Genomic DNA, 20,300 nt, shown 5'->3' with positions numbered 1-20,300 from the left:
GTCAGTCCTCGGTCAGGGCAAGCGCCTTGACGGTGCCGATCGTGTCGGCCTCTTCGGCCGGCTTGTCCTCGCGGTAGCGCAGGACGCGGGCGAAGCGCAGTGCGACGCCACCTGGGTACCTGGGGGAGCGCTGCACGCCGTCGAAGGCGATCTCCACGACCTGTTCGGGGCGGACGTAGACGGTCCAGTCGTCGCGGTGGTCTTCGAGTTCCTGGAAGCGCGCGGTCTGCCAGGTCAGCAGCTCGTCGGTGAGGCCCTTGAACGTCTTGCCGAGCATGACCCAGCCGCCGGTCTCCGGGTCGCGCGCCCCCAGGTGCAGGTTAGACAGCCAGCCCTGCCGGCGGCCGTGGCCCCATTCGACGGCGAGGACGACCAGGTCCAGTGTGTGCCTCGGCTTGACCTTGATCCAGCCCGCGCCGCGCCGCCCCGCGGCGTACGGCGCGGCGAGCGACTTGACGACGACGCCCTCGTGGCCCTTGGCGACCGCCTCGCCGAAAAACTCGGCCGCCGCCGCGGCGTCGCCGGTGACCAGCCGCGGCATCAGCATCTCCGGCGGCGCGACGGCAGCCAGCGCGGCGTGCCGCTCGGCGTCCGGCAGGTCGATCAGGTCGATGCCATCCAGGTGTAGCACGTCGAACAGGAACACCGACAGCGGCACGGTCCCCGCGCCGTGTGAATCGATCTCGCTCGCGGCCCGCGACGCGGTGTCCTGGAACGCGTAGGGCCGTCCGTCTGGCCGCAGCGCGATCAGCTCACCGTCGAAGACGGCGCTGCTCACCGGCAGCTTGGCAAGCGCGGCGACCACCTCGGGCAGCCGGTCAGTGATGTCGTCGAGCGACCTGGTGAACAGCCGCACCCCTCCGTCCGCGATGTGCGCCTGGACCCGGATGCCGTCGAGCTTCCACTCCACCGCGGACTCGCCGCCCGCCCGGTCGAGCGCCTCCTCGATCGACGCCTCGCTGCTTGCCAGCATCGGCTTGAGCGGCCGGCCCACCTGCAGCCCGAACCCCGCGAGCGCCTGCGTGCCACCGCTCAGCGCCGCCTGCGCGGCGCGGGGCAGCGACCCGCTGAGCATGACCGCCCGCCGAACCTCCGCCACCGGCACTGCCGAAGCCCTGGCCACGGCGTCGGTCATCACCCCGTCGAGCGCCCCCTGCCGCAGCTCACCGGACAGCAGCCGGACAAGAAAGTATTGCTCGTCCCTGGTGGCCACCCCGAACAGCTCTCCGACAAGCCGCTTGCGCTCGGCCGTGGACCCCTTGCCGGCCACTGCCCCGATCGCGGTGAACGCCTCGTCCACCGCGAGCACCGTCAGCGACTCCGCCGCGGCGGGCCCGGGCACGTCCCGCAGCGCCGCCCACCCCACTCCGATCTGCCGCTGCGGCAGCTCCCCGGACAGCCACGCCACCACCACCGGCACCTCGTCGGGCACGGCATCGCTCAGCGCCGACGCGATGGCATCAACCTTCGCCAGCCGCGCCGAATGAGCGGCGACTATCCGGGACACCTCAGCAACCTCGTGAAGCAGCATCCTCCCATTGTGCCGACCCGCAGCCCGGCACGCGCGAAGGGTGCTCAGGCGTTCAAGAGGTAGATGATCACGAACACCGTTAGCACGGTCGCGACATACCCAAGGACCATGCCCGCCGTGGCCAGCCCGTCGCCAGCCTCCCCTGTCCTGCGGACCTCACGGCGTGCGAGGTGCCCGAAAACGATCGCCAGGATCGCGGAGGGGAGGACGAAGAAGCCCACGACGCCGCAGGCCAGCGCCGCGATCGCCCGTCCGTTGGTGGGCGGCGTCCCGACCGGCTTGGGCCGGCTGCGGCGTTCTCCGGGTTCCCATAGGTGGTAGCCGACGGGGAAGAGGCGGATGTTGAATTTCTCGTCGATGGTTCCCCACAGTCCGCGCCGGGCGAAGATCGCGACGGCGATCGCGACGACGCCGAGGACGATGAGGTACCAGGCGTTGTAGGACTGGAGTTCCTGCTGCAGGACCATGTAGACGATGGTGCCGACGATGGGTCCCTCGATGGTGCCGATGCCGCCGATGATGGTGGCGAACGCCATCTCCGCGGTCCACTGGACGCTGAACACGCCGCCCGCGGTGCCCGGCACGACCTGGAGCTGCTGGATGGCGAGGACGCCGCCGGCGGCGCCGCAGCCGGCCGCGGCGACGATGAAGACGAGGAGGCGGGCGAAGCCGACCCGGACCCCGGAGGACTTCGCGGCCCGCTCGTCGTCGCGGATGGAGGTCAGCACCAGGCCGACGCGCGAGCGGAGCAGGAAGTAGACGCCGCCGATGGCCAGGACCGCCACGGTCAGCGCCGCCCAGTAGGTGTCGGCGGTGAGGACCGCGGGGTCGTAACCGGAGATCCCGGGCAGCGGCATGCCGGTGCCGCCGCCGATGGAGGAGATCTGCTCGATGACCAGCATGACCGCGGAGGCGAGCACCCAGGTCGCGATCGCGAAATAGCCAAGGCGCAGCCGGGCCACCAGCCACCACAGCGGCAGCGCGCAGGCGCCGGCGGCGACGGTGGCGATCACGAGACCGAACCAGGGCGTGATCCCGTGCATCGCGGGGATCAGCACGAAGTAGGCGCCGAGCCCGAGGAACGCCTGCTGCCCGACGGAGACCAGGCCGGCGTACCCGGCGAGCAGGTTCCACATTGAGGCCAGGGTGAGCACGATCAGGCCCTGGATCATGATGCCGGTGGTGCCCGGTCCCACGTAGTAGGGGAACCGATACAGCACGACGACCACGAGGAGCGCGCCGAGGCCACTCCACGCCACGTTCCTGCGCGAGCGGGTTACTTTCAAATCCGGCAAATCCGAGTATTCCGAACGGTTCCGTGTCGCCGCGTTTTCCGTCATGACTGAGCCCCCTGGCTGATGAGCCCCTGCGGGCGGAGCACGAGGACGAGCAGGAAGACCCCGTACCCGGCGAGCGTTTCGTACGACGGGTTGAACTGCGCGCCGACCGCCTGGGCGACGCCCAGGATGACGCCGCCGAGCAGCGTGCCCCACAGCGAGCCGAGGCCGCCGATGACGACGGAGGCGAACGCGAACAGCAGGATCGTGTCAGTGCCGATGGTCGGGCTGATCGTGGTGATCATGCCCTGGAACATGCCGGCGATCGCCACGGTGCCGAACGCGATCGCGGCGGCGATGCCGAACACGTGCCGGTAGTCCGCGCCGGACAGCTGCGCCGCCTCCCGGTCGTCGGCCACGGCCCTGATCAGCCGGCCGTACCTGGTGAACGACAGGAACTGCTGCAGGCCGAGCAGCACGATCACCGCGATCACGAAGATCGCCAGGTTCAGCCAGGCGATGATGATCTGCGAGCCGATCGTGAACGAGGCAGTGACGAACGAGTCGCCGACGGCGATGCCGCGGCTGTTGGCGGTGAAGAACTGCTGCAGGCCGTTCTCGATGATGATCGACAGGCCGAACGTCACGATCAGCGTGGTCAGCTCACCGCGCGACAGCGCGGACTGGATGACAGAGCGCTGCAGGACGTAGCCGACGATCGCCATCAGCACGACGACGACCGGGATCGACCACAGCACCGGCATGTGGGTGACCGCGATGACGCCGACGCCGATGTACCCCGCCACGACGGCGAGGTCGCCGTGCGCGAGGTTGACCACCTTCATCACGCCGAACATCAGGGACAGGCCGCACGCGAACAGCGCGTAAAGGCCTCCGGTGAGCACGCCCTGGATAATGGCGTTAACCCAGGCCATAACGCACTGCTCCTGTCCGGGGGGGTCGTCCCCTCGTGGTGATCAGAGTTGACACCGAAGTAGGCGGCCTCGACCTGCTCGCGGTTCACCTCGGCGGGGGTGCCCTCCAGGGTGGTGTGCCCCTCTAGCAGGCACTGCAGGTGGGTCGCGACCTTCAGCGCCTGGCTGACGTCTTGCTCCACCAGCAGGACGGTGATGCCGGAGGCGAGGATCTGCGGCAGCATGGCGTAGATCCGCTGCACGATCACCGGCGCCAGCCCCAGGGACAGCTCGTCAAGCAGCAGCACCCGCGGGTTGGCGACCAGCGCCCGGCCGATCGCGACCGACTGCTGCTCGCCGCCGGACATCTGCGCGGTCCGCTGGCCGCGCCGGTCCTTCATCCACGGGAACAGGTCGTAAACCGCGGCGATGTTCCACGGGCCCTTGCGGGAGTAGGTGGCGCCGACCTTGAGGTTTTCTTCTAGGGACAGCGACGGGAACAGCCGCCTGCCCTCGGGAACCATCACGATCCCCGCGGTGGCCCGCTTCTCCGGCCGCAGCCCGGTGACGTCCTTGCCGTCGTAGCTGATCGAGCCGGACGTCGGGTGGTGCAGGCCGGCGATGGTGCGCAGCAGCGTGGACTTGCCCGCGCCGTTCGCGCCGATGAGGGCGTACACCTCGCCGGGGTAGACCGTTAGCGAGATGCCGGACAGCGCCCGGAGCTGGCCGTGGTGCACGACCAGGTCGCGGACCTCGAGCAGCGGCGCCCCGCTGTCTGAACGGCCGCTCATCGCCCGCCCTCTCCCTCTTCGAGCACGGCCTCGATCGTCGAGGCGTCGACGATCTCGCTGCCGAGGTAGACCTCGCGCACGCGCGGGGTGGCGAGCACCTGCGCGGGCGTGCCGTCGCCGATGAACTCCCCGCCGTACAGGCAGGTCATCCTGTCCACCAGCGAGGTCAGCGCGCGGACGACGTGCTCGATCCAGATCACCGCGACGCCCTCGGCGTTGATGCCGCGGATGATCTCCACGAGCACGGTGACCTCGGGGTCGGTGAGGCCGCCCGCGACCTCGTCGAGCAGCAGCAGCTGCGGCCCGGTAGCCAGCGCGCGGGCGATCTCCAGGCGCTTGCGGGCGAGCAGGCCAAGACGGCCGGCGGGCACGTTCGCCTCGCCGGCCATCCCGGTCATACCGAGCGCCCGCGCGGCCGCCGCGTAGCTGGCCTTGCGGCGCAGGCCGCCGCCCTGCTGGGCGGCGACGAGCACGTTCTCGAACACGGTCATGTCGGTGAAGGGCCGCGGAACCTGATAGGTCCGGCCGATGCCCAGACGGCAGCGGGCGGACGAGTCAAGGCGGGTGACGTTCCTGCCCGCGAACCTAACCTGGCCGGCGCCGGGGGCAAGGTCGCCGGAGATCAGGCCGAACAGGCTGGTCTTGCCAGCCCCGTTCGGCCCCACGATCCCGACGGTGTCCGCGGCGCCAACCGAGAAGGAGAGATCTTCCGCGATGACGACGCGGCCGAACCGCTTCGTCACATGGTCGAGCTCAAGAAGTGGAGTGCTCATTTGTCCTCCGGGGGGACGACCCCCCGTACCCCCCGCCGCGCGCCCGATAGCAAAAAATCGCCATCATATCGGGCCCGCGGCAGGCGTCGGTCATCTTCTCAGTTGCTTCTTACGAGGTGAAGGTGGGCAGCAGGTCGCCGGTGATTTTCGCGTTCGGCTGCAGGGTGTTGTCCACCACGACGGCCTCGAGCGGGTACTTCTTGCCCTTCTGCCACTGGATGCCGACCGGCGGGGTGATGGCCACGCCGGGGGCGGGGTTGGTCTTGAGGTTGGTCGAGGTGTAGTCGACCGGGCCGGCGACCGCCTCGTCCAGCTTCACCTTGAACAGGGCCGCGGAGAGCGCCGCCTTGTCGTGCGGGTTGTCCACCGAGGTGAGGGCCGCGTAGGCGATCTCGAACAGGGTGAAGTTGGAGATGTTCTGGTTGGGCTGGCCGAGGCCAGCCGCGGTGTACGCAGCGGCGAGCTCCTGGCAGGTCTGGCCGTCGAGCGAGGAGTGCCACGGCAGGGAAGGCACCCACCACGCGTCGGTGGCGATGTTGTAGACCTTACTGCCCATGGCGTAGGCGTCGGTCGGGAACAGCAGCACCTTGGCGACGGTGGCGAGCTTGGGCTTGAAGCCCTGCTGCAGCGCCTGGGTCCACATGGTGGCGAAGTCGGGGGGCAGCGGGACGTTGGTGAAGAAGTCGTCGCCGTGGCTCTTGAACTGGCTGATCATCGAGGTGTAGTTGGTCAGCCCGTCCGGGTAGGCGGTCGAGATGTCCAGGTTGTACCCGGTGCCCTTGAGCACCAGAGGGAAGACCGCGCGGAACGCGTTGCCGTCGGAGTCGTTCGGGTAGGCGGCGGCGACCTGGTGGTTGTTGCCGTACTTCTCGCCGATCCGGTCCCACATGGGCTTGAACGCCAGCGCCAGGTGCTCGGCGCCGAGGAAGTACATGATGGTGTGCTTCGGAGCCAGGGTCGGCTTCTGCGGGTTGCCGCCCAGGTTGATGTACCAGGACTCCCACGGGATGTTGGAGCAGATCAGCGGGGTGCCGAGGGCCTCAGCCTGGGATGCGACCGCGTTGACCGTCTCCGGGGTGGAGGACGCGAAGAGCAGGTCGCAGTTGTCCTGCTGGATGGCCTGCTTGGCGAGGCTGCCGGCCTTAGTCACGCTCGACTGCGTGTCGTAGGACTTGATGGTGACCTTGTAGGTCGTGCCGCCGATCTTGATCCCGTTCTTGAACTGGGAGGTGGCCATGGCCTGGGAGAGCACGAAGTTGTCCGGGTAGCCGAAGCCAGCCAGGCCGCCGGTGAGCGGGTGAATCCAGCCAATCGTGATCTCGCCGGTGGCCGAGCCGCTCGCGCTCGTCGACGCGGAGGAGGACGAGGAAGACGAAGACGAGGCGCTCGGGGAGTTGGTCGCTGCACCCTGAATGCCGGAGCTACACGCCTCGAGAAGGGCGCCGCCGCCCACGACGGCCGCGCCGACGCCTGCCGCGCGGAACAGGCTGCGCCGGGAAACGCCGGAACCGGCGGGCGTGCTGTCGGGGGCAGTCCTGTCCGGTTGGGCAGTCTGGTCAGTCATGATCTGGATCTCTCCTTGATATAGCTGTGCACCTGCTCAGGCGCGGTTCACGTCCGGGTAGGGCTGTGGCTTTAGCGCTACGAAGAGTGGCTTCGGTCACGGTTACGCCCCGTGAGCGCCTCCGAGGCTAACATCACAACTGTCACTTACGTGCACAAACGTCGCTGTTTTGGGGATATCTGGAGATTGATACACCCTGCGACATCGTTGGCGCGTGAGGTGCGGGGGCGGGTTTCCGGGGGGAAACGTAACGCATGGTGAACGTTACTGGTCATATCCGGTGGACTACCGTGGATTGTCAACAATCGTAGGTGCACGCTACGTGCGCCCCGCTAGAGGTGTCAATGCGCGTTACGTAACTGTCACACCGCCGGGAGAGAGCCCGAGTTGGGGCGCCTGCGCGCACGAACGGGCGCGGGTGACCCTATACTTGACCCTTGATGCTCGGCCGCGTGGCGCCCTCTCTCCGTTCACCCGGCCTAGCTCCATTCACGCTCGGTCCGGCCGGCCATTCCCCGCTGGCAGGAGCCGGACATACGCACCTAACTTCGTGGGAGAAGAGCGCAGCTGTGGCTGTCAAGATCAGACTGAAGCGCCTAGGCAAGATCCGGGAACCGTATTACCGGGTCGTCGTGGCGGACTCGCGCACCAAGCGGGACGGGCGGGCCATCGAGGAGATCGGCAAGTACCACCCGAAGCTCGAGCCGTCGCTCATCGAGATCGACTCCGAGCGGGCACAGTACTGGCTGTCGGTTGGCGCCCAGCCGACCGAGCAGGTCCAGCACCTGCTGACCGTCACCGGTGACTGGCAGAAGTTCAAGGGCCTGCCGGGCGCCGAGGGCACCCTCAAGACCGGCGACGTCAAGGCCGACAAGAAGGACCGCTACGAGGAGCTCGTGAAGGAGTCCCTCGCGGTCAAGGAGGCCAAGGCCGCCGCCAAGCCCGCCAGGTCGTCGGCGAAGAAGGACGCGCCGAAGAAGGCTGAGCCCGCAGCTGCCGAGGCGCCGGCCGCCGAGGCGCCGGCCGCTGAGGCGCCCGCTGCTGAGGCGCCCGCTGCCGAGGCTCCGGCCGCTGAGGCGCCCGCTGCCGAGGCTCCGGCCGCTGAGGCCCCCGCTGCCGAGGCTCCGGCCGAGGCTACCGAGGCCTGACCGTGCTCGAAGAGGCCCTCGACCACCTGGTGCGCGGCATCGTGACCCACCCGGACGACGTCCGGGTGGTGAGCCGTATGCTCCGCCGGGGCAACGTCCTTGAGGTTCGCGTGCACCCCGACGACCTGGGCAAGGTCATCGGCCGTGGCGGGCGGACTGCCCGGGCGCTGCGGACGGTGATCGGCTCCCTTGCCGGGAACGGGCACGTCCGCATCGACCTCCTGGAGACCGGCGAGGTCCGGTAATCCCGTGCAAGTGACGGTTGGCCGAATCGGCCGCCCGCACGGGGTACGTGGCGACGTCGTGGTCGGTGTCCGTACCGACGAGCCCGAACTTCGGTTCGCCAAGGGCTCGCGGCTGGACACCGACCCCGTCGCGCTGGGGCCGCTCACCGTGGCGGCCACCAAGTGGCACTCCGGTGAGCTGCTCGTCCGTTTCGAGGGGATCGGTGACAGGGACGCCGCCGCGGACTTGCGCGGCACCTGGCTGCTCGTCGACTCCTCGACCCTCGCACCGCCGGACGATCCAGACGAGTTCAACGACGCGGACCTGCGCGGTCTCGCTGTCCGCACGCTCGACGGCAGCGCCGTCGGCGTCGTCGATGACGTGCTGCACTCCGGCCAGGACATGCTGGTCGTCAAGGCGGCGGACGGACGCGAAGTCATGATCCCGTTCGTCAAGGCGATCGTGCCCGAGGTCGACGTGTCGGCGGGCTTTCTGGTGATCGACCCGCCCGAGGGCCTGCTCAACATCGAAGAAGCCACCTAGCGGGTGAGCGATGCGCATCGATATCGTCACCATCTTCCCTGACTACTTCGGCCCGGTCGGCGCGGACGGCAGGGTCGGCGACGCGGGGCCCCTTGGCGTATCCCTGATCGGGAAGGCCGGGGTGCGCGGCGACATCGACTTCCGCGTGCACGACCTGCGGGCATGGGCGACCGACGTGCATCACACCGTGGACGACACCCCCTTCGGCGGCGGGCCCGGCATGGTCATGAAGCCGGACGTCTGGGGCGACGCACTCGACTCAGTGCTAGCCGCGGCACAAGCCACAGCGGCACCAGCCCCAGCGGCACCGGCCCGGCTCGTCGTGCCCACTCCGTCCGGTGCGCCGTTCACCCAGGAACTGGCGGCCTCGTACGCCGCGGAGAGCCACCTCGTGTTCGCCTGCGGCCGGTACGAGGGGATCGACTCGCGGGTCGTCGCCGAGGCCAGGACGCGGCTGCCAGTGGATGAGGTCAGCATCGGCGACTACGTGCTTGCCGGGGGAGAGGCCGCGGTCGCCGTGATCGTGGAGGCGGTCTGCCGCCTGCTGCCCGGCGTGCTCGGCAACGAGCAGTCGCACAGCGACGACTCGTTCGGCGGGACCGGGGGCGCGATGAGCGGCCTCCTCGAGGGTCCCGTCTACACACGGCCAAGGACGTGGCGCGGGCTTGAGGTACCTGACGTACTATTGTCCGGGCACCACAAGGCCATCGCTCGCTGGCAGCGAGATGAGGCGCTGCGCCGCACCGCGGCAGCCAGGCCGGACCTCATCCGCCGTCTCGCGACCCGAGGCGACGGCCTTGACAAGCGGGACCGAGAGGTGCTTGCCGAAGCCGGTTTTCCGGTTGACGCAGAAAATATGGCACACTGAAGAGCGCTGCCCGTTCGGGCGTTGACTTCGCCGGGGTGTTTCCCTGGCTAACGCAGGCTTCCACCCGGATGCGCGCTGCCGCGCATACCGACCAGGACTGAGGAAACATCCACCATGCACACCGCGATCGCCGAGCTTGAGCAGGCCCAGCTCCGGGCAGACGTCCCGGACTTCCGCCCGGGTGACACCCTCAAGGTGCACGTCAAGGTGACGGAAGGCAACCGCTCCCGCATCCAGGTCTTCCAGGGTGTCGTGATCCGGCGCCAGGGCGGCGGCCTGCGTGAGACCTTCACCGTCCGCAAGGTCAGCTACGGCGTGGGCGTCGAGCGCACCTTCCCGGTGCACAGCCCGTCGATCGACAAGATCGAGATTGTCACCCGCGGCCGTGTCCGCCGGGCCAAGCTCTACTACCTGCGTGACCTGCGCGGCAAGGCCGCCAGGATCAAGGAGCGGCGGGAGAACGCCGCCAGCTGAAAGGCTGACTGGCTTATCTCCGATGGCTGCCGACCCGGACGCACAGCCGGACGCGTCGCCGGTTGACGACACCGCGCCGGATGAATCCGAGGCGCCGGGCGAAACCGAGGCGCCGGAACAACCGAGTAAGCGCAAGCGGTCGTTCTGGCGCGACCTCGCCGTCATCGTGGTCGCGGCGCTGGCGCTGACGATCGTGCTCAAGGCGTTCGTCGTGCAGGTGTTCTCCATCCCCTCCGGGTCGATGGAGAACACTCTGCTGCCCGGCGACCGGATTCTGGTCAGCAAGATCGTCTACGACTTCCGGTCGATCCAGCGCGGCGATGTGGTCGTGTTCAGCGGCGCCGGGTCCTGGGACCCGGCCACGCAGCCGCCGTCCAACCCGGTGCTGCGGCTCTGGGACGACGCGGCCGGCCTAGTCGGGATCGCGGCGCCAGGCACCGACTACGTCAAGCGCGTGATCGGCGTGCCGGGCGACCACGTGGTGTGCTGCGACCTGCAGGGCCGGATCACGGTCAACGGCGTGCCGCTGTCCGAGTCGTCGTACATCTATCCCAATGCCGTTCCGTCCCAGAAGACGTTCGACATCACCGTGCCGCCAGGGCGGCTGTGGGTGATGGGTGACAACCGGGCGGACTCTGACGACTCCCGCTACCGTACGAGCTTCCCCGGCCGCGGGACCATCCCGGAGAGTGCGGTCGTGGGCCGGGCCTTCGTCGTCATCTGGCCGCTGTCGCGGTGGTCAGACGTGCCGATCCCCGAGACCTTCAAGCAGGCTGGGCTGACCGCGGCGTCTGCCGTGGCGGCCGCCCCGCCCGTGACGCTGGCGGGCGGCACGGCCGTCGCCGGTGCCGCCTTCCTGACGCTGCGCCGCCGCCGGCGGCGCTGAGCGCTGCCGGCGAAGCGATGAGCGACCACGGCGCGGCCCCCGGCGAACAGCCGGAAGAAGGGCCGCCTGACGGACCGCGCGACGAAGAAGCGCGCGACGAGGAAAAGCCGCAGGCCAAGGACGGCAAGCGCCATCGCAGCTTCTGGCGTGAGCTTCCCGTCCTGATCGTCGCCGCGCTCGTGCTCGCGTTCCTTGTCAAGACGTTCGCGTTCCAGGCCTTCGTTATCCCGACCGGCTCGATGCAGAACACCCTGGCGATCGGCGACCGGGTCCTTGTCAACAAGATCGTCTACCACCTGCGCTCCATCCACCGCGGCGACATCGTGGTGTTCGACGGCTCCACGTCGTGGGACGCCGGGCAGCCGCGACCGAGCCAGAACCTGTTCAGCAAGGCGGTCAGCGAGTTCGAGGGGCTCTTCGGCGTCAGCGCCGACAACTCGGTCTACATCAAGCGCGTGATCGGCCTGCCCGGCGACCACGTCCAGTGCTGTAACGCGGGCGGTCAGCTCGCCGTCAACGGCGTGACGCTTTCTGAGGGCGACTACCTGTACCCGGGGAACACGCCGTCCGACCAGCAGTTCAACATCACCGTCCCGGCCGGGCAATTGTGGGTGATGGGCGACCACCGCGCCATCTCCGACGACTCGCGCGGCCACCCGGGCAGCCCGGGCGGCGGCTCCATCCCCGAGTCGAGCGTCATCGGCCGCGCCTTCGTGATCGTCTGGCCGCCCGGGCAGTGGGGCTTCCTGAACATCCCCGCCACCTTCGAGCAGCCCGCACTCAGCGCCTTGCGCTTGGTCACCGGCTCTGACCTGGGCGGTTAAAGACATTAAAGATGTAGTTAACATTTTCCTCTCTCGATGGACGCCCAGCCAGGCTGGGCTGGAATTGGGCCCCTGCGCGGCGGCCTGCCCCTGGGAAATCGGCGATACGCTCACAGGTGATGAGCGATGAGGGCGCGGCCTGGCGCGAGCGAACAGGGGATGCGTGGATGAGCGGTTCAGGCTCGCGCGACGGCTTCGGCGCACCGCCCTGGGGGCCCGCCGACCCGGTGCCCAAACTGGATGACACCCTCGCGATTCCCGGCCTCGGCGCCGCGCCTGGCCCGGAGCAGGACGCCCCGCAGCAGGGCAACTGGCAGCAGCAGCGCAACTGGCAGCAGCAGGACAACTGGGAGCAGCAGGGTAACTGGGGACAGCAAGGCAACTGGGGGCAGCAGGGCAACGGGCACCGGCAACGCAACTGGAGCAGGGAACCCGGCGACAACGGCAGCCAGCCGGGACCGGATTCGGGAAACTCGGGCACGGGGATACCTGGCGGAGGCGCCCATCGGCGCCGGCCAAAGCGCCGCCGTAGCTTCTGGCGCGAACTCCCGGTGCTCGTCGTCGTCGCGCTCGTGCTCGCGCTCGTCATCAAGTCCTTCGCGATCCAGGCATTCTTCATCCCGTCCTCCTCGATGGAGAACACCCTGGAGATCAACGACCGGGTGCTGATCAACAAGATCGTCTACCATCTGCGGCCGATCCACCGCGGCGACATCATCGTGTTCGACGGCACCGGGTCCTGGGACCCGAGCAACCCGTCGCGGAGCACCAACATCTTCAGCAAGGCGGTCGACGAGCTTGAGGGCATCGTCGGCATCAGTCATGACTCGTCCATCTACATCAAGCGCGTGATCGGCCTGCCCGGCGACCACGTCAAGTGCTGCAACCACGTCGGCCAGATGACCGTCAACGGGACGCCGCTGCACGAGGGCGACTACCTGTACCCGTTGAACCAGCCGTCCGCCCAGACCTTCGACATCACGGTCCCGGCAGGCCGCCTGTGGGTGATGGGTGACCACCGCGCGGTCTCCTACGACTCGCGCGGCCACATGGAGATGCCGGGCGGCGGAACGATTCCGGAAAGCGCCGTGCTCGGCCGCGCGTTCGTCATCATCTGGCCGCCGAGCCGGTGGGGCTTCCTCAACATTCCGGCGACATTCGAGGAACCGAAGCTGAACGCGCCGGCGGCGCAGGGCGGCAACGCCGCGGCGGGCGGCTCGAGCGCCGCGCTTGAGGCCGCCCTGGACAACGGCACTCCCGTCACGCCCGCGACGTCGCCGCTGCCGCTCGCCCTTGGCTTCATCGGCGCGGTCCCCGTCGCCTGGCTGCACCGCAAGGCGAGGAACCGCCGGACACACCGGCGCGCCAGTCAGGGGCAGTAGGACCTGGTCGGCAGCGGCCGAACCCGTTCGGGATGACAGACAGACGCGGTCTCGGTGCGGTTTGGCGTACCCTGCCAATGAGATGGTCGCTTCCCCCTACGCACCGCGGCGCAGCGCTGGGCTCGCCGCCTATGAGAACGCGCTGGCCCGAGCCGGCCTTGCCCCGGTGGCGGGCATCGACGAGGCGGGCCGCGGCGCCTGTGCCGGGCCGCTCGTCGTCGCGGCGGTGGTCCTCGGCAGCGCGGCGACCAGGCGCATCGACGGCCTGGCCGACTCCAAGCTGCTGACACCGGCCGCCCGCGAGGCCGCCTACGGCCTGATCGTCAGGCACGCGCTTGAGTGGCACGTAGTCACCATCCCGCACACCGACATCGACCGGCTCGGCCTGCACGTGTGCAACGTGCAGGGCATGCGCCGCGCGTACGCGGCGCTGCGCGACAAGCCCGCCTACGTGCTGACGGACGGGTTCCCCGTGCCTGGCCTCGGCGCGCCGAACCTGGCGATGTGGAAGGGGGACCAGGTGGCCGCCTCGGTGGCCGCCGCGTCGATCGTGGCGAAGGTGACCAGGGATCGGATGATGTGCGAGCTCGACGAGCGTTATCCCGAATACGGTTTCTGCCGTCACAAGGGGTACGTAACCGGCGAGCACCTGCGCACGCTCGCGGAGCACGGGCCGTCGCCGGTGCACCGCAGGTCCTTCAGGTGCGTGCCGGGAGCCGACGTGCCGGGAGCCGACGTGCCGGAAGCCGATGTGCCGGGAGCTGATGTGCCGAACGAGGGGCTGGCGGAGGGAGAATAGTTGACATGAGCGCGGAAGATCTTGAGAAGTACGAAGCGGAGATGGAGCTTCAGCTCTACCGCGAATACCGCGATGTTGTCGGCCTGTTCACCCACGTTGTTGAGACAGAGCGTAGGTTCTACCTAACGAACGACGTCGACCTCAAGGTGCGGGCCGCGGAGAACGGCGAGGTTTTCTTCGAGGTAACCATGCACGACGCATGGGTGTGGGACATGTACCGTCCCGCACGTTTCGTGAAGAACGTGCGGGTAGTCACCTTCAAGGATGTCAACATCGAGGAGCTGGCCAAGAGTGACCTCGAACTTCCTGACGAAAACGGGAAGCCGGGCTTTTCCGGCTAATTCACCACATAAGGGGCGGCCATGCTAGGGCTGCCAGACGGCGTGACCGCCTGCCTGTTCGACATGGACGGTGTGATCACCCAGACCGCGAAGGTGCACGACGCGGCCTGGAAGGAGATGTTCGACGAGTTCCTGCGTGACTGGTCGGCATCCCATAACCAGCCGTTCGTCCCCTTCGACCCGGTGCGTGACTACGACGAGTACGTCGACGGCAAGCCGCGGCTCGAGGGCACGTCGTCCTTCCTTAAATCCCGGGGTATCGAGCTGCCCACCGGGTCGCAGGACGACCCGCCGGGCACGCAGACCCTGTGGGGGCTGGGCAACAAGAAAAACGAACTCGTGCAGCACGTCATCGAACGCGACGGTGTGCAGCCCTACGAGGGCTCGGTGCGCTACGTCGAGGCGGTCCGGGCGGCGGGCCTGCGCACGGCGATCGTGTCGTCAAGCGCGAATACGGTGGCGGTGCTGAAGGCGGCGGGCGTGGAGAGCCTGTTCGAGGCGCGCGTCGACCACCAGGTGGCCGAGGAACGCAAGCTGCACGGCAAGCCCGCGCCCGACACGTTCCTGGAGGCCGCGCGGATGCTCGGCGCCGAGCCCGCGCACGCGGTCGTCTTCGAGGACGCGCTCGCCGGGGTCGAGGCGGGACGAGCGGGGAATTTCGGATTTGTCGTCGGCGTGGACCGGGTCGGCCAGGCCGAACAGCTCCGCGAGCACGGCGCGGATGTCGTCGTGAAGGACCTATCTGAGCTTCTGTGAGGGCCGGAGGTAGCGGGTAGATGATCAGCAACGCCCCGTACGGGGTCGAGCCGTGGTGCCTGACGGAGAGTCATCTCGACCTCAACCTGATAGCGCAGAGCGAGTCGGTGTTCGCCCTGTCCAACGGGCACATCGGGCTGCGCGGCAACCTGGACGAGGGCGACCCGCACGGCCTGCCTGGTACCTACCTGAACTCGCTGTTCGAGGACAGGCCACTGCCGTACGCGGAGGCGGGCTACGGCTTCCCCGAGATGGGGCAGACCGTCATCAACGTGACGAACGGCAAGATCATCCGGCTGCTCGTCAATGACGAGCCGTTCGACATCAGGTACGGCACCGTCCAGTCGCACACCAGGACCCTCGACCTGCGCGGGGGAACCCTGACGAGGAACGTGGTCTGGACGTCGCCCGCCGGGCACACGGTCGACATCCAGTCAGTGCGCCTGGTGTCGCTGACCCAGCGCGCGGTCGCCGCGATCAGCTACCGGGTCAAGCCTGTCGACGAGACGCTGCGCCTGGTGCTCATGTCCGAGCTGGTCGCCAACGAGGAGGTGCCGCGCCAGTCCGCGGACCCCAGGGCGGCCGCGATCCTCAGCAAGCCGCTCACCGGCGAGGAGCACTACGCCGTGGACGGCGACAATCCGCGCGCCGTCCTGGTACACGGGACGGAGTCGAGCAAGCTGCGGCTTGCCGCGGGCATGTCGCATGCCATCCACGGGCCCGCCAAGATGTCCACGAGCACGGAGTCGTTCGACGACATGGCCCGGCTGCTCGTCGCCGCGGAGGTGGCGCCCGAGGAGGAACTGAGCCTGATCAAGTACCTCGGCTATGGCTGGTCCTCGCAGCGGACGCGGCCCGCCCTGATCGACCAGGTGGTGGGCGCGATCGCGGCCGCCAAGCTGACCGGCTGGGACGGGCTGCTCGCCGAGCAGCGCCAGTTCCTCGACGAGTTCTGGGAGGGCGCCGACGTCGAGGTCGACGGCGACGTGGAGATACAGCAGGCGGTCCGCTTCGGCCTGTTCCACATCATCCAGGCAGGCGCGCGCACCGAGAACCGGCCGATCCCCGCTAAGGGCCTCACCGGGACCGGGTACGACGGGCACACCTTCTGGGACACCGAGACGTTCGTGCTGCCGGTGCTGACGTACACCTGGCCTGAGGCCGCGGCCGACGCGCTGCGCTGGCGGTACGCGGTCATGGACAAGGCCAAGTCGCACGCGGTGGAACTTGGCCTTGACGGCGCCGCGTTCCCGTGGCGGACGATCCGCGGCCAGGAGTGCTCCGGCTACTGGCCGGCCGGCACGGCCGCGTTCCACATCAACGCCGACATCGCCAACGCGGTCACCAAATACCTGGACGCGACGCAGGACGAGAAGTTCGAGCGCGAGATCGGCCTGCCGCTGCTCGTGGAGACCGCGCGCCTGTGGCGCTCGCTGGGCCAGCACGACTCGCACGGCAAGTTCCGCATCGAGGGCGTGACCGGCCCCGACGAGTACAGCGCGGTTAAGGACAACAACCTCTACACGAACCTGATGGCGCAGCATAACCTCGCCGCCGCCGCCGAACTGGTGGAAAAGCTTGACAAGGAGGCGCGCGAACTCGACGTGACCGCCGAGGAGGCTGCCTCCTGGCGGGACGCGGCGAACGACATGTACATCCCGTACGACCACCACCTCAAGGTCCACCCCCAGCACGACGGCTTCACCAGCTACGCCCGCTGGGACTTCAAGGCGACGCCGGAGGACCACTACCCGCTGCTGCTGCACTACCCGTACTTTCAGCTGTACCGCAAGCAGGTGGTCAAGCAGGCCGACGTGGTGCTCGCCATGCAGCTGCGGCCAAGCTCGTTCACCGATGAGCAGAAGCGCCGCAACTTCGACTACTACGAGGCGATCACCGTCAGGGATTCCTCCCTTTCGCCCTGCACCCAGGCCGTCATCGCCGCCGAGGTAGGCCACCTCGACCTCGCCTACGACTACCTGGCCGAGGCTGCGCTGATGGACCTGCAGGACCGCGAGCACAACACCAAGGACGGCGTGCACATCGCCTCCCTGGCGGGCGCCTGGACCGCCCTGGTCGGCGGCTTCGGCGGCATGCGCGCCCCGAGCAGCGGCGCCCTCGCCTTCAGCCCCAAGCTGCCGCCTGGCATCATTTGCCTGTCCTTCCGCATGCGCTACCGCGGCCGCATCGTGCAGGTGAAGATCCACGACCACGGCGTTGACTACCTGCTGCTGGCCGGCGACCCCCTAGAGATCACCCACCACGGCGAACCGCTGACGATCACCGGCGAGCCGCAGACGCTGGAGATCCCGCCCGCGCACCCGCTGCCGCCGCCCTCCCAGCCCTTCGGCCGCGTCCCGCAGAGCCGCCACGGCCGCGAGTAGAAATGCCCGTTTCAGTACCGGGGCTATAACCCCGGAAGCGACAAGCCGTCGAGCACGGACGCGGTCGCTTTCGCCGAACGGCCGGCCTGGGCCACCAGGATGGCCGCCTGCGCGCCGATCGCATGGCCGCGTTGCCTGGACTGCCGCCTGTTGAGCAACTGGTTCACCACGAGGACCGTGATCAGCAGTACCAGCAGCCCGGACACCGTGTCCGTGGTCAGCGGCCTGTCGCCCCACCAGCGCCGCTGCGCGGCGTCCGTGAGCTCGCCGGCGACAAGCGCCAGCACGACCAGCGTCGCGAGGATGGCGGCGGCCCATCCCGTCAATCGCGCCGACACGTGAGCGCCTCTAAGACCACGACGTGTACAAGCGAGGCATCAGGGTTCAGGGTGCCCCCTGTCATCCGACGAAGGCCGTCATCCGGATCGAGATCAGGATGCCGGGCAGTTCGACGCCGAGCTTGGCGACGTAGCGAGCGGGCGGGTCGGCCGGGAACCACTGCGCGTACTCCTCGTTCATCCCGGCGAAGTCGGCCGGGTTGGTAAGCAGCACTCCAACCTCGATGACATCGTCTAGTGTGGCGCTGCCAGCCTCCAGGATCGCCGCACAGTTCGCCAGCGCCTGCCGCGTCTGCTCCTGGATCGTGGGCCCGGCGAGACCGCCGGTGCCCGGGTCGATGCCGACCATGCCGGAGACCACGATCTGCGGTCCCGCTTTGACGCCCTGGCTGTAAAGCGGCGACGCTGGCGCGTTCGCGGTAGTGATGATTTGGCGCGGCAACGCGGTCCTCCTCGGTCGGCCCGGTAAAGATCAAGTTCATTATCCAGAACGGATGCGGCATGACCGTTTCCGCCACGGAGCCGATTTCCCTCTTGACCGGACCGCGAACCGGGGCTTATGTTTCGTGAAAGTCGTTCGACAATGCCGAACAACTTTCAGGCAGTCTTCCTCTCGCCAAAGGAGGTGAGACGCCCCGGCCCCCGCCGTGGGCGACCCGAATGGCAGCTCCACCTACAACTACGCAGAAGCTTCTGGCCGAAGGCATCGGAACCGCGTTCCTCGTCTACGTGGGCGCCGGATCGGCCGCGGCGACCGGCGTGATCGCCTCCGGCACCAAGGTCGCCTTCTCCATGGCGCAGCTCGGCATCATCTCGTTCGCCTTCATGCTCGTCATCGTCGGCGCGGTCTACGCGATCGGGCACATCTCCGGCGGGCACATCAACCCGGCGGTGACGCTGGCGCTCGCGGTCTCCGGCAAGTTCCCCTGGCGCGAGGTGCCCGGCTACGTCGCGGCCCAGCTGGTGGGGGCTTGCGCAGGGGCGGCGGCCATCTTCCTCACCCTCGGCCGCGCCGCCACGGCGGCGGCCGGCGGCGGGGTGACCAAGTACGACGCCGCGACGATGGGTTTCGGCCGCGCCTCGCTCATCGAGGCCATCGGCACGTTCATGCTGGTGTTCGTGATCTTCGGCGTCATCGACCACCGTGCCGTGCCAGGCTGGGCGCCGATGGCGATCGGCTCGGTCGTGTTCGCGATCATCATCATCCTCGGCCCGGCCACCGGGGCGGCCATCAACCCGGCCCGCTACCTCGGCGCCGTGTTCATGCAGAGCGGGTTCGGCGGCACCGTCTCCTGGGCACAGGTTCCCGCGTACCTCATCGGCGAGCTCGCGGGCGGCGTGCTCGGCGGACTCGCCTACGTCTTCATCGGCCGGGTGCGCACTGACGCGGCGATGACCAGCCTCGCACCCACTGTCGATTCAGTAACGGGCGATTCAGTACCGGAAGAACTCAGCGGAGCAACGTCATGAAGAAGCTAATCAACGGCCCGGACGCGGTTGTCACCGACGCTCTGCGCGGCGTCGCCGCGGCGCACCCCCAGCTCGCGGTGGATGTCGAGAACAAGGTGATCACCCGCGCTAGCGGTGCCACCAGGGGCAAGGTCGCCTTGGTGTCGGGCGGCGGCGCGGGCCACGAGCCGCTGCACGGCGGATTCGTCGGCTACGGAATGCTTGACGCCGCCTGCCCCGGCGAGGTGTTCACCTCCCCGGTGCCCGACCAGATGCTGGCCGCCACCAAGGCGGTCAACGGCGGCGCCGGCGTGCTGCACGTAGTGAAGAACTACACAGGCGACGTGCTCAACTTCCAGATGGCCGCGGAACTGGCCGGGGACGAGGGCATCGAGGTCGTCTCCGTCATCACCAACGACGACGTGGCGGTCGAGGACTCGCTGTACACCGCGGGCCGCCGGGGCACCGGGGCGACCGTGTTCGTGGAGAAGATCGCCGGTGCGCTGGCTGAGGAAGGCGCGGACCTTTCCGCAGTCGCCGCGGTCGCCAGGGAAGTGAATGAACGGAGTAGGTCTTTCGGTGTCGCGCTCAGCTCCTGCGTGGTCCCGGCGGCCGGCAAGCCCACCTTCGAGCTCGGTGACTCGGAGATCGAACTCGGCATCGGCATCCACGGCGAACCAGGACGGACCCGCGCGGCCCACATGCCCGCGGCCGAGCTGGCCGCCGTCGCCCTTGACGCCGTCGGCGCCGACCTGCCGCTCGACAACCAGGACCTGCTCGTGATGGTCAACGGTATGGGCGGCACCCCGCTGATCGAGCTGTACCTGATGTTCGGCGAGGTCTGCAGGCACCTGGAGGCCCGCGGCGCGCGGGTGGTCAGGAACCTGGTCGGCAACTACATCACCAGCCTGGAAATGCAGGGCTTCTCGCTAACGGTCTGCCAGCTCACCGACAGCCTCACCCGGCTGTGGGACGCGCCAGTGGACACGCCCGCCCTACGGTGGGGACGCTAGAACCTACAGTTACCGAGCAG

At 68.6% G+C, this 20,300-nt stretch carries 21 protein-coding genes and 1 pseudogene; 14 read left to right on the top strand and 8 right to left on the bottom strand.

From position 1 onward, the window contains the following. Position 1: 1 nt before the first annotated feature. The 6 genes from EAS64_RS03225 to EAS64_RS03200 all read right to left on the bottom strand — a co-directional run bounded on the left by EAS64_RS03225 (position 2) and on the right by EAS64_RS03200 (position 6,850). Positions 2 to 1,531 carry an ATP-dependent DNA ligase gene (locus EAS64_RS03225; RefSeq protein ID WP_145851203.1) on the bottom strand — a complete coding sequence of 510 codons (1,530 nt, stop codon included), beginning with the start codon at positions 1,529 to 1,531 and terminating at the stop codon, positions 2 to 4. A 44-nt stretch (positions 1,532 to 1,575) separates the two neighbouring features. Further along, on the bottom strand, positions 1,576 to 2,790 hold the full coding sequence (locus EAS64_RS03220) for an ABC transporter permease subunit (RefSeq protein WP_187365659.1): 1,215 nt from the start codon (positions 2,788 to 2,790) through the stop codon (positions 1,576 to 1,578). Positions 2,791 to 2,867: 77 nt separating this feature from the next. Continuing rightward, the gene (locus EAS64_RS03215; RefSeq protein ID WP_145851201.1) at positions 2,868 to 3,743 is read right to left on the bottom strand and encodes a branched-chain amino acid ABC transporter permease; all 876 of its coding nucleotides are present in this window, start codon (positions 3,741 to 3,743) and stop codon (positions 2,868 to 2,870) included. After that, positions 3,665 to 4,513 carry an ABC transporter ATP-binding protein gene (locus tag EAS64_RS03210; protein WP_145851200.1) on the bottom strand — a complete coding sequence of 283 codons (849 nt, stop codon included), beginning with the start codon at positions 4,511 to 4,513 and terminating at the stop codon, positions 3,665 to 3,667. Before EAS64_RS03210 ends, EAS64_RS03215 begins: the two co-directional genes overlap by 79 nt. After that, positions 4,510 to 5,286, bottom strand: coding sequence for an ABC transporter ATP-binding protein (locus EAS64_RS03205; protein WP_145851199.1), 777 nt, complete (start codon positions 5,284 to 5,286; stop codon positions 4,510 to 4,512). The genes EAS64_RS03210 and EAS64_RS03205 overlap by 4 nt, the downstream gene beginning before the upstream one ends. Before the next feature lie 109 nt (positions 5,287 to 5,395). After that, positions 5,396 to 6,850: an ABC transporter substrate-binding protein gene (locus EAS64_RS03200; protein ID WP_145851198.1), complete on the bottom strand. Its 1,455-nt coding sequence runs from the start codon at positions 6,848 to 6,850 to the stop codon at positions 5,396 to 5,398. A gap of 569 nt (positions 6,851 to 7,419) precedes the next feature. On the opposite strand from EAS64_RS03200, the pseudogene rpsP reads away from it, so the two are divergent. The 12 genes and pseudogenes from rpsP to EAS64_RS03140 form a co-directional block, all read left to right on the top strand. After that, positions 7,420 to 7,842, top strand: a pseudogene (gene rpsP, locus EAS64_RS03195) (30S ribosomal protein S16); the annotation flags it as partial. A 158-nt stretch (positions 7,843 to 8,000) separates the two neighbouring features. After that, on the top strand, positions 8,001 to 8,243 hold the full coding sequence (locus EAS64_RS03190) for an RNA-binding protein (RefSeq protein ID WP_145851196.1): 243 nt from the start codon (positions 8,001 to 8,003) through the stop codon (positions 8,241 to 8,243). Between the two features lie 4 nt (positions 8,244 to 8,247). Then, positions 8,248 to 8,766: a ribosome maturation factor RimM gene (rimM, locus tag EAS64_RS03185; protein ID WP_145851195.1), complete on the top strand. Its 519-nt coding sequence runs from the start codon at positions 8,248 to 8,250 to the stop codon at positions 8,764 to 8,766. A gap of 10 nt (positions 8,767 to 8,776) precedes the next feature. Beyond that, positions 8,777 to 9,634, top strand: a complete 858-nt coding sequence (trmD, locus tag EAS64_RS03180) for a tRNA (guanosine(37)-N1)-methyltransferase TrmD (protein WP_145851194.1) — start codon at positions 8,777 to 8,779, stop codon at positions 9,632 to 9,634. A gap of 114 nt (positions 9,635 to 9,748) precedes the next feature. Continuing rightward, a complete protein-coding gene (rplS, locus tag EAS64_RS03175) occupies positions 9,749 to 10,108 on the top strand; it encodes a 50S ribosomal protein L19 (protein ID WP_145851193.1) in 360 nt (119 codons plus the stop codon). Positions 10,109 to 10,130: 22 nt separating this feature from the next. Further along, positions 10,131 to 10,994 (top strand): signal peptidase I, encoded by an 864-nt coding sequence (gene lepB, locus EAS64_RS03170; protein ID WP_145851192.1) that lies wholly within the window; start codon positions 10,131 to 10,133, stop codon positions 10,992 to 10,994. A gap of 17 nt (positions 10,995 to 11,011) precedes the next feature. Further along, complete coding sequence (lepB, locus tag EAS64_RS03165) at positions 11,012 to 11,818, top strand: signal peptidase I (RefSeq protein ID WP_145851191.1); 807 nt, start codon at positions 11,012 to 11,014, stop codon at positions 11,816 to 11,818. Positions 11,819 to 11,985: 167 nt separating this feature from the next. Then, positions 11,986 to 13,200, top strand: coding sequence for a signal peptidase I (lepB, locus tag EAS64_RS03160; protein WP_145851190.1), 1,215 nt, complete (start codon positions 11,986 to 11,988; stop codon positions 13,198 to 13,200). An 82-nt stretch (positions 13,201 to 13,282) separates the two neighbouring features. After that, on the top strand, positions 13,283 to 13,999 hold the full coding sequence (locus EAS64_RS03155) for a ribonuclease HII (protein WP_145851189.1): 717 nt from the start codon (positions 13,283 to 13,285) through the stop codon (positions 13,997 to 13,999). 5 nt (positions 14,000 to 14,004) lie between these two features. Then, a complete protein-coding gene (locus tag EAS64_RS03150) occupies positions 14,005 to 14,340 on the top strand; it encodes a DUF2469 domain-containing protein (RefSeq protein ID WP_145851188.1) in 336 nt (111 codons plus the stop codon). A gap of 21 nt (positions 14,341 to 14,361) precedes the next feature. Next, a complete protein-coding gene (locus EAS64_RS03145; protein ID WP_145851187.1) occupies positions 14,362 to 15,096 on the top strand; it encodes an HAD family hydrolase in 735 nt (244 codons plus the stop codon). Positions 15,097 to 15,116: 20 nt separating this feature from the next. Then, complete coding sequence (locus EAS64_RS03140) at positions 15,117 to 17,480, top strand: glycoside hydrolase family 65 protein (protein ID WP_145851186.1); 2,364 nt, start codon at positions 15,117 to 15,119, stop codon at positions 17,478 to 17,480. A gap of 23 nt (positions 17,481 to 17,503) precedes the next feature. Here the strand turns inward: EAS64_RS03140 and EAS64_RS03135 are convergent, their stop codons facing one another. After that, positions 17,504 to 17,818 (bottom strand): hypothetical protein, encoded by a 315-nt coding sequence (locus EAS64_RS03135; RefSeq protein WP_145851185.1) that lies wholly within the window; start codon positions 17,816 to 17,818, stop codon positions 17,504 to 17,506. A gap of 61 nt (positions 17,819 to 17,879) precedes the next feature. Next, entirely contained in the window at positions 17,880 to 18,260 is a 381-nt protein-coding gene (locus tag EAS64_RS03130) for a RidA family protein (protein ID WP_145851184.1), read from the bottom strand. A gap of 218 nt (positions 18,261 to 18,478) precedes the next feature. On the opposite strand from EAS64_RS03130, the gene EAS64_RS03125 reads away from it, so the two are divergent. Both EAS64_RS03125 and dhaK read left to right on the top strand, forming a co-directional pair. Then, on the top strand, positions 18,479 to 19,288 hold the full coding sequence (locus EAS64_RS03125; RefSeq protein WP_145851183.1) for an MIP/aquaporin family protein: 810 nt from the start codon (positions 18,479 to 18,481) through the stop codon (positions 19,286 to 19,288). Then, positions 19,285 to 20,280, top strand: a complete 996-nt coding sequence (dhaK, locus tag EAS64_RS03120) for a dihydroxyacetone kinase subunit DhaK (RefSeq protein ID WP_145851182.1) — start codon at positions 19,285 to 19,287, stop codon at positions 20,278 to 20,280. The genes EAS64_RS03125 and dhaK overlap by 4 nt, the downstream gene beginning before the upstream one ends. Positions 20,281 to 20,300 lie beyond the last annotated feature (20 nt).

Source organism: Trebonia kvetii (assembly GCF_007827045.1).
Classification (GTDB): Bacteria; Actinomycetota; Actinomycetes; order Streptosporangiales; family Streptosporangiaceae; genus Trebonia; species Trebonia kvetii.
Note: the sequence above shows the minus strand (reverse complement) of the source record. Positions and strands in the feature narration are given on the sequence as shown.

Coding starts and splice junctions, on each gene's coding strand:
- lepB (WP_145851191.1), top strand. CDS start 11,012: ATGAGCGACCACGGCGCGGCCCCCGGCGAACAGCCGGAAGAAGGGCCG.
- EAS64_RS03210 (WP_145851200.1), bottom strand. CDS start 4,513: ATGAGCGGCCGTTCAGACAGCGGGGCGCCGCTGCTCGAGGTCCGCGAC.
- rplS (WP_145851193.1), top strand. CDS start 9,749: ATGCACACCGCGATCGCCGAGCTTGAGCAGGCCCAGCTCCGGGCAGAC.
- lepB (WP_145851192.1), top strand. CDS start 10,131: ATGGCTGCCGACCCGGACGCACAGCCGGACGCGTCGCCGGTTGACGAC.
- EAS64_RS03200 (WP_145851198.1), bottom strand. CDS start 6,850: ATGACTGACCAGACTGCCCAACCGGACAGGACTGCCCCCGACAGCACG.
- trmD (WP_145851194.1), top strand. CDS start 8,777: ATGCGCATCGATATCGTCACCATCTTCCCTGACTACTTCGGCCCGGTC.
- EAS64_RS03140 (WP_145851186.1), top strand. CDS start 15,117: ATGATCAGCAACGCCCCGTACGGGGTCGAGCCGTGGTGCCTGACGGAG.
- EAS64_RS03225 (WP_145851203.1), bottom strand. CDS start 1,531: ATGCTGCTTCACGAGGTTGCTGAGGTGTCCCGGATAGTCGCCGCTCAT.
- EAS64_RS03150 (WP_145851188.1), top strand. CDS start 14,005: ATGAGCGCGGAAGATCTTGAGAAGTACGAAGCGGAGATGGAGCTTCAG.
- dhaK (WP_145851182.1), top strand. CDS start 19,285: ATGAAGAAGCTAATCAACGGCCCGGACGCGGTTGTCACCGACGCTCTG.
- EAS64_RS03215 (WP_145851201.1), bottom strand. CDS start 3,743: ATGGCCTGGGTTAACGCCATTATCCAGGGCGTGCTCACCGGAGGCCTT.
- EAS64_RS03155 (WP_145851189.1), top strand. CDS start 13,283: ATGGTCGCTTCCCCCTACGCACCGCGGCGCAGCGCTGGGCTCGCCGCC.
- EAS64_RS03125 (WP_145851183.1), top strand. CDS start 18,479: ATGGCAGCTCCACCTACAACTACGCAGAAGCTTCTGGCCGAAGGCATC.
- lepB (WP_145851190.1), top strand. CDS start 11,986: ATGAGCGGTTCAGGCTCGCGCGACGGCTTCGGCGCACCGCCCTGGGGG.
- EAS64_RS03205 (WP_145851199.1), bottom strand. CDS start 5,286: ATGAGCACTCCACTTCTTGAGCTCGACCATGTGACGAAGCGGTTCGGC.
- EAS64_RS03145 (WP_145851187.1), top strand. CDS start 14,362: ATGCTAGGGCTGCCAGACGGCGTGACCGCCTGCCTGTTCGACATGGAC.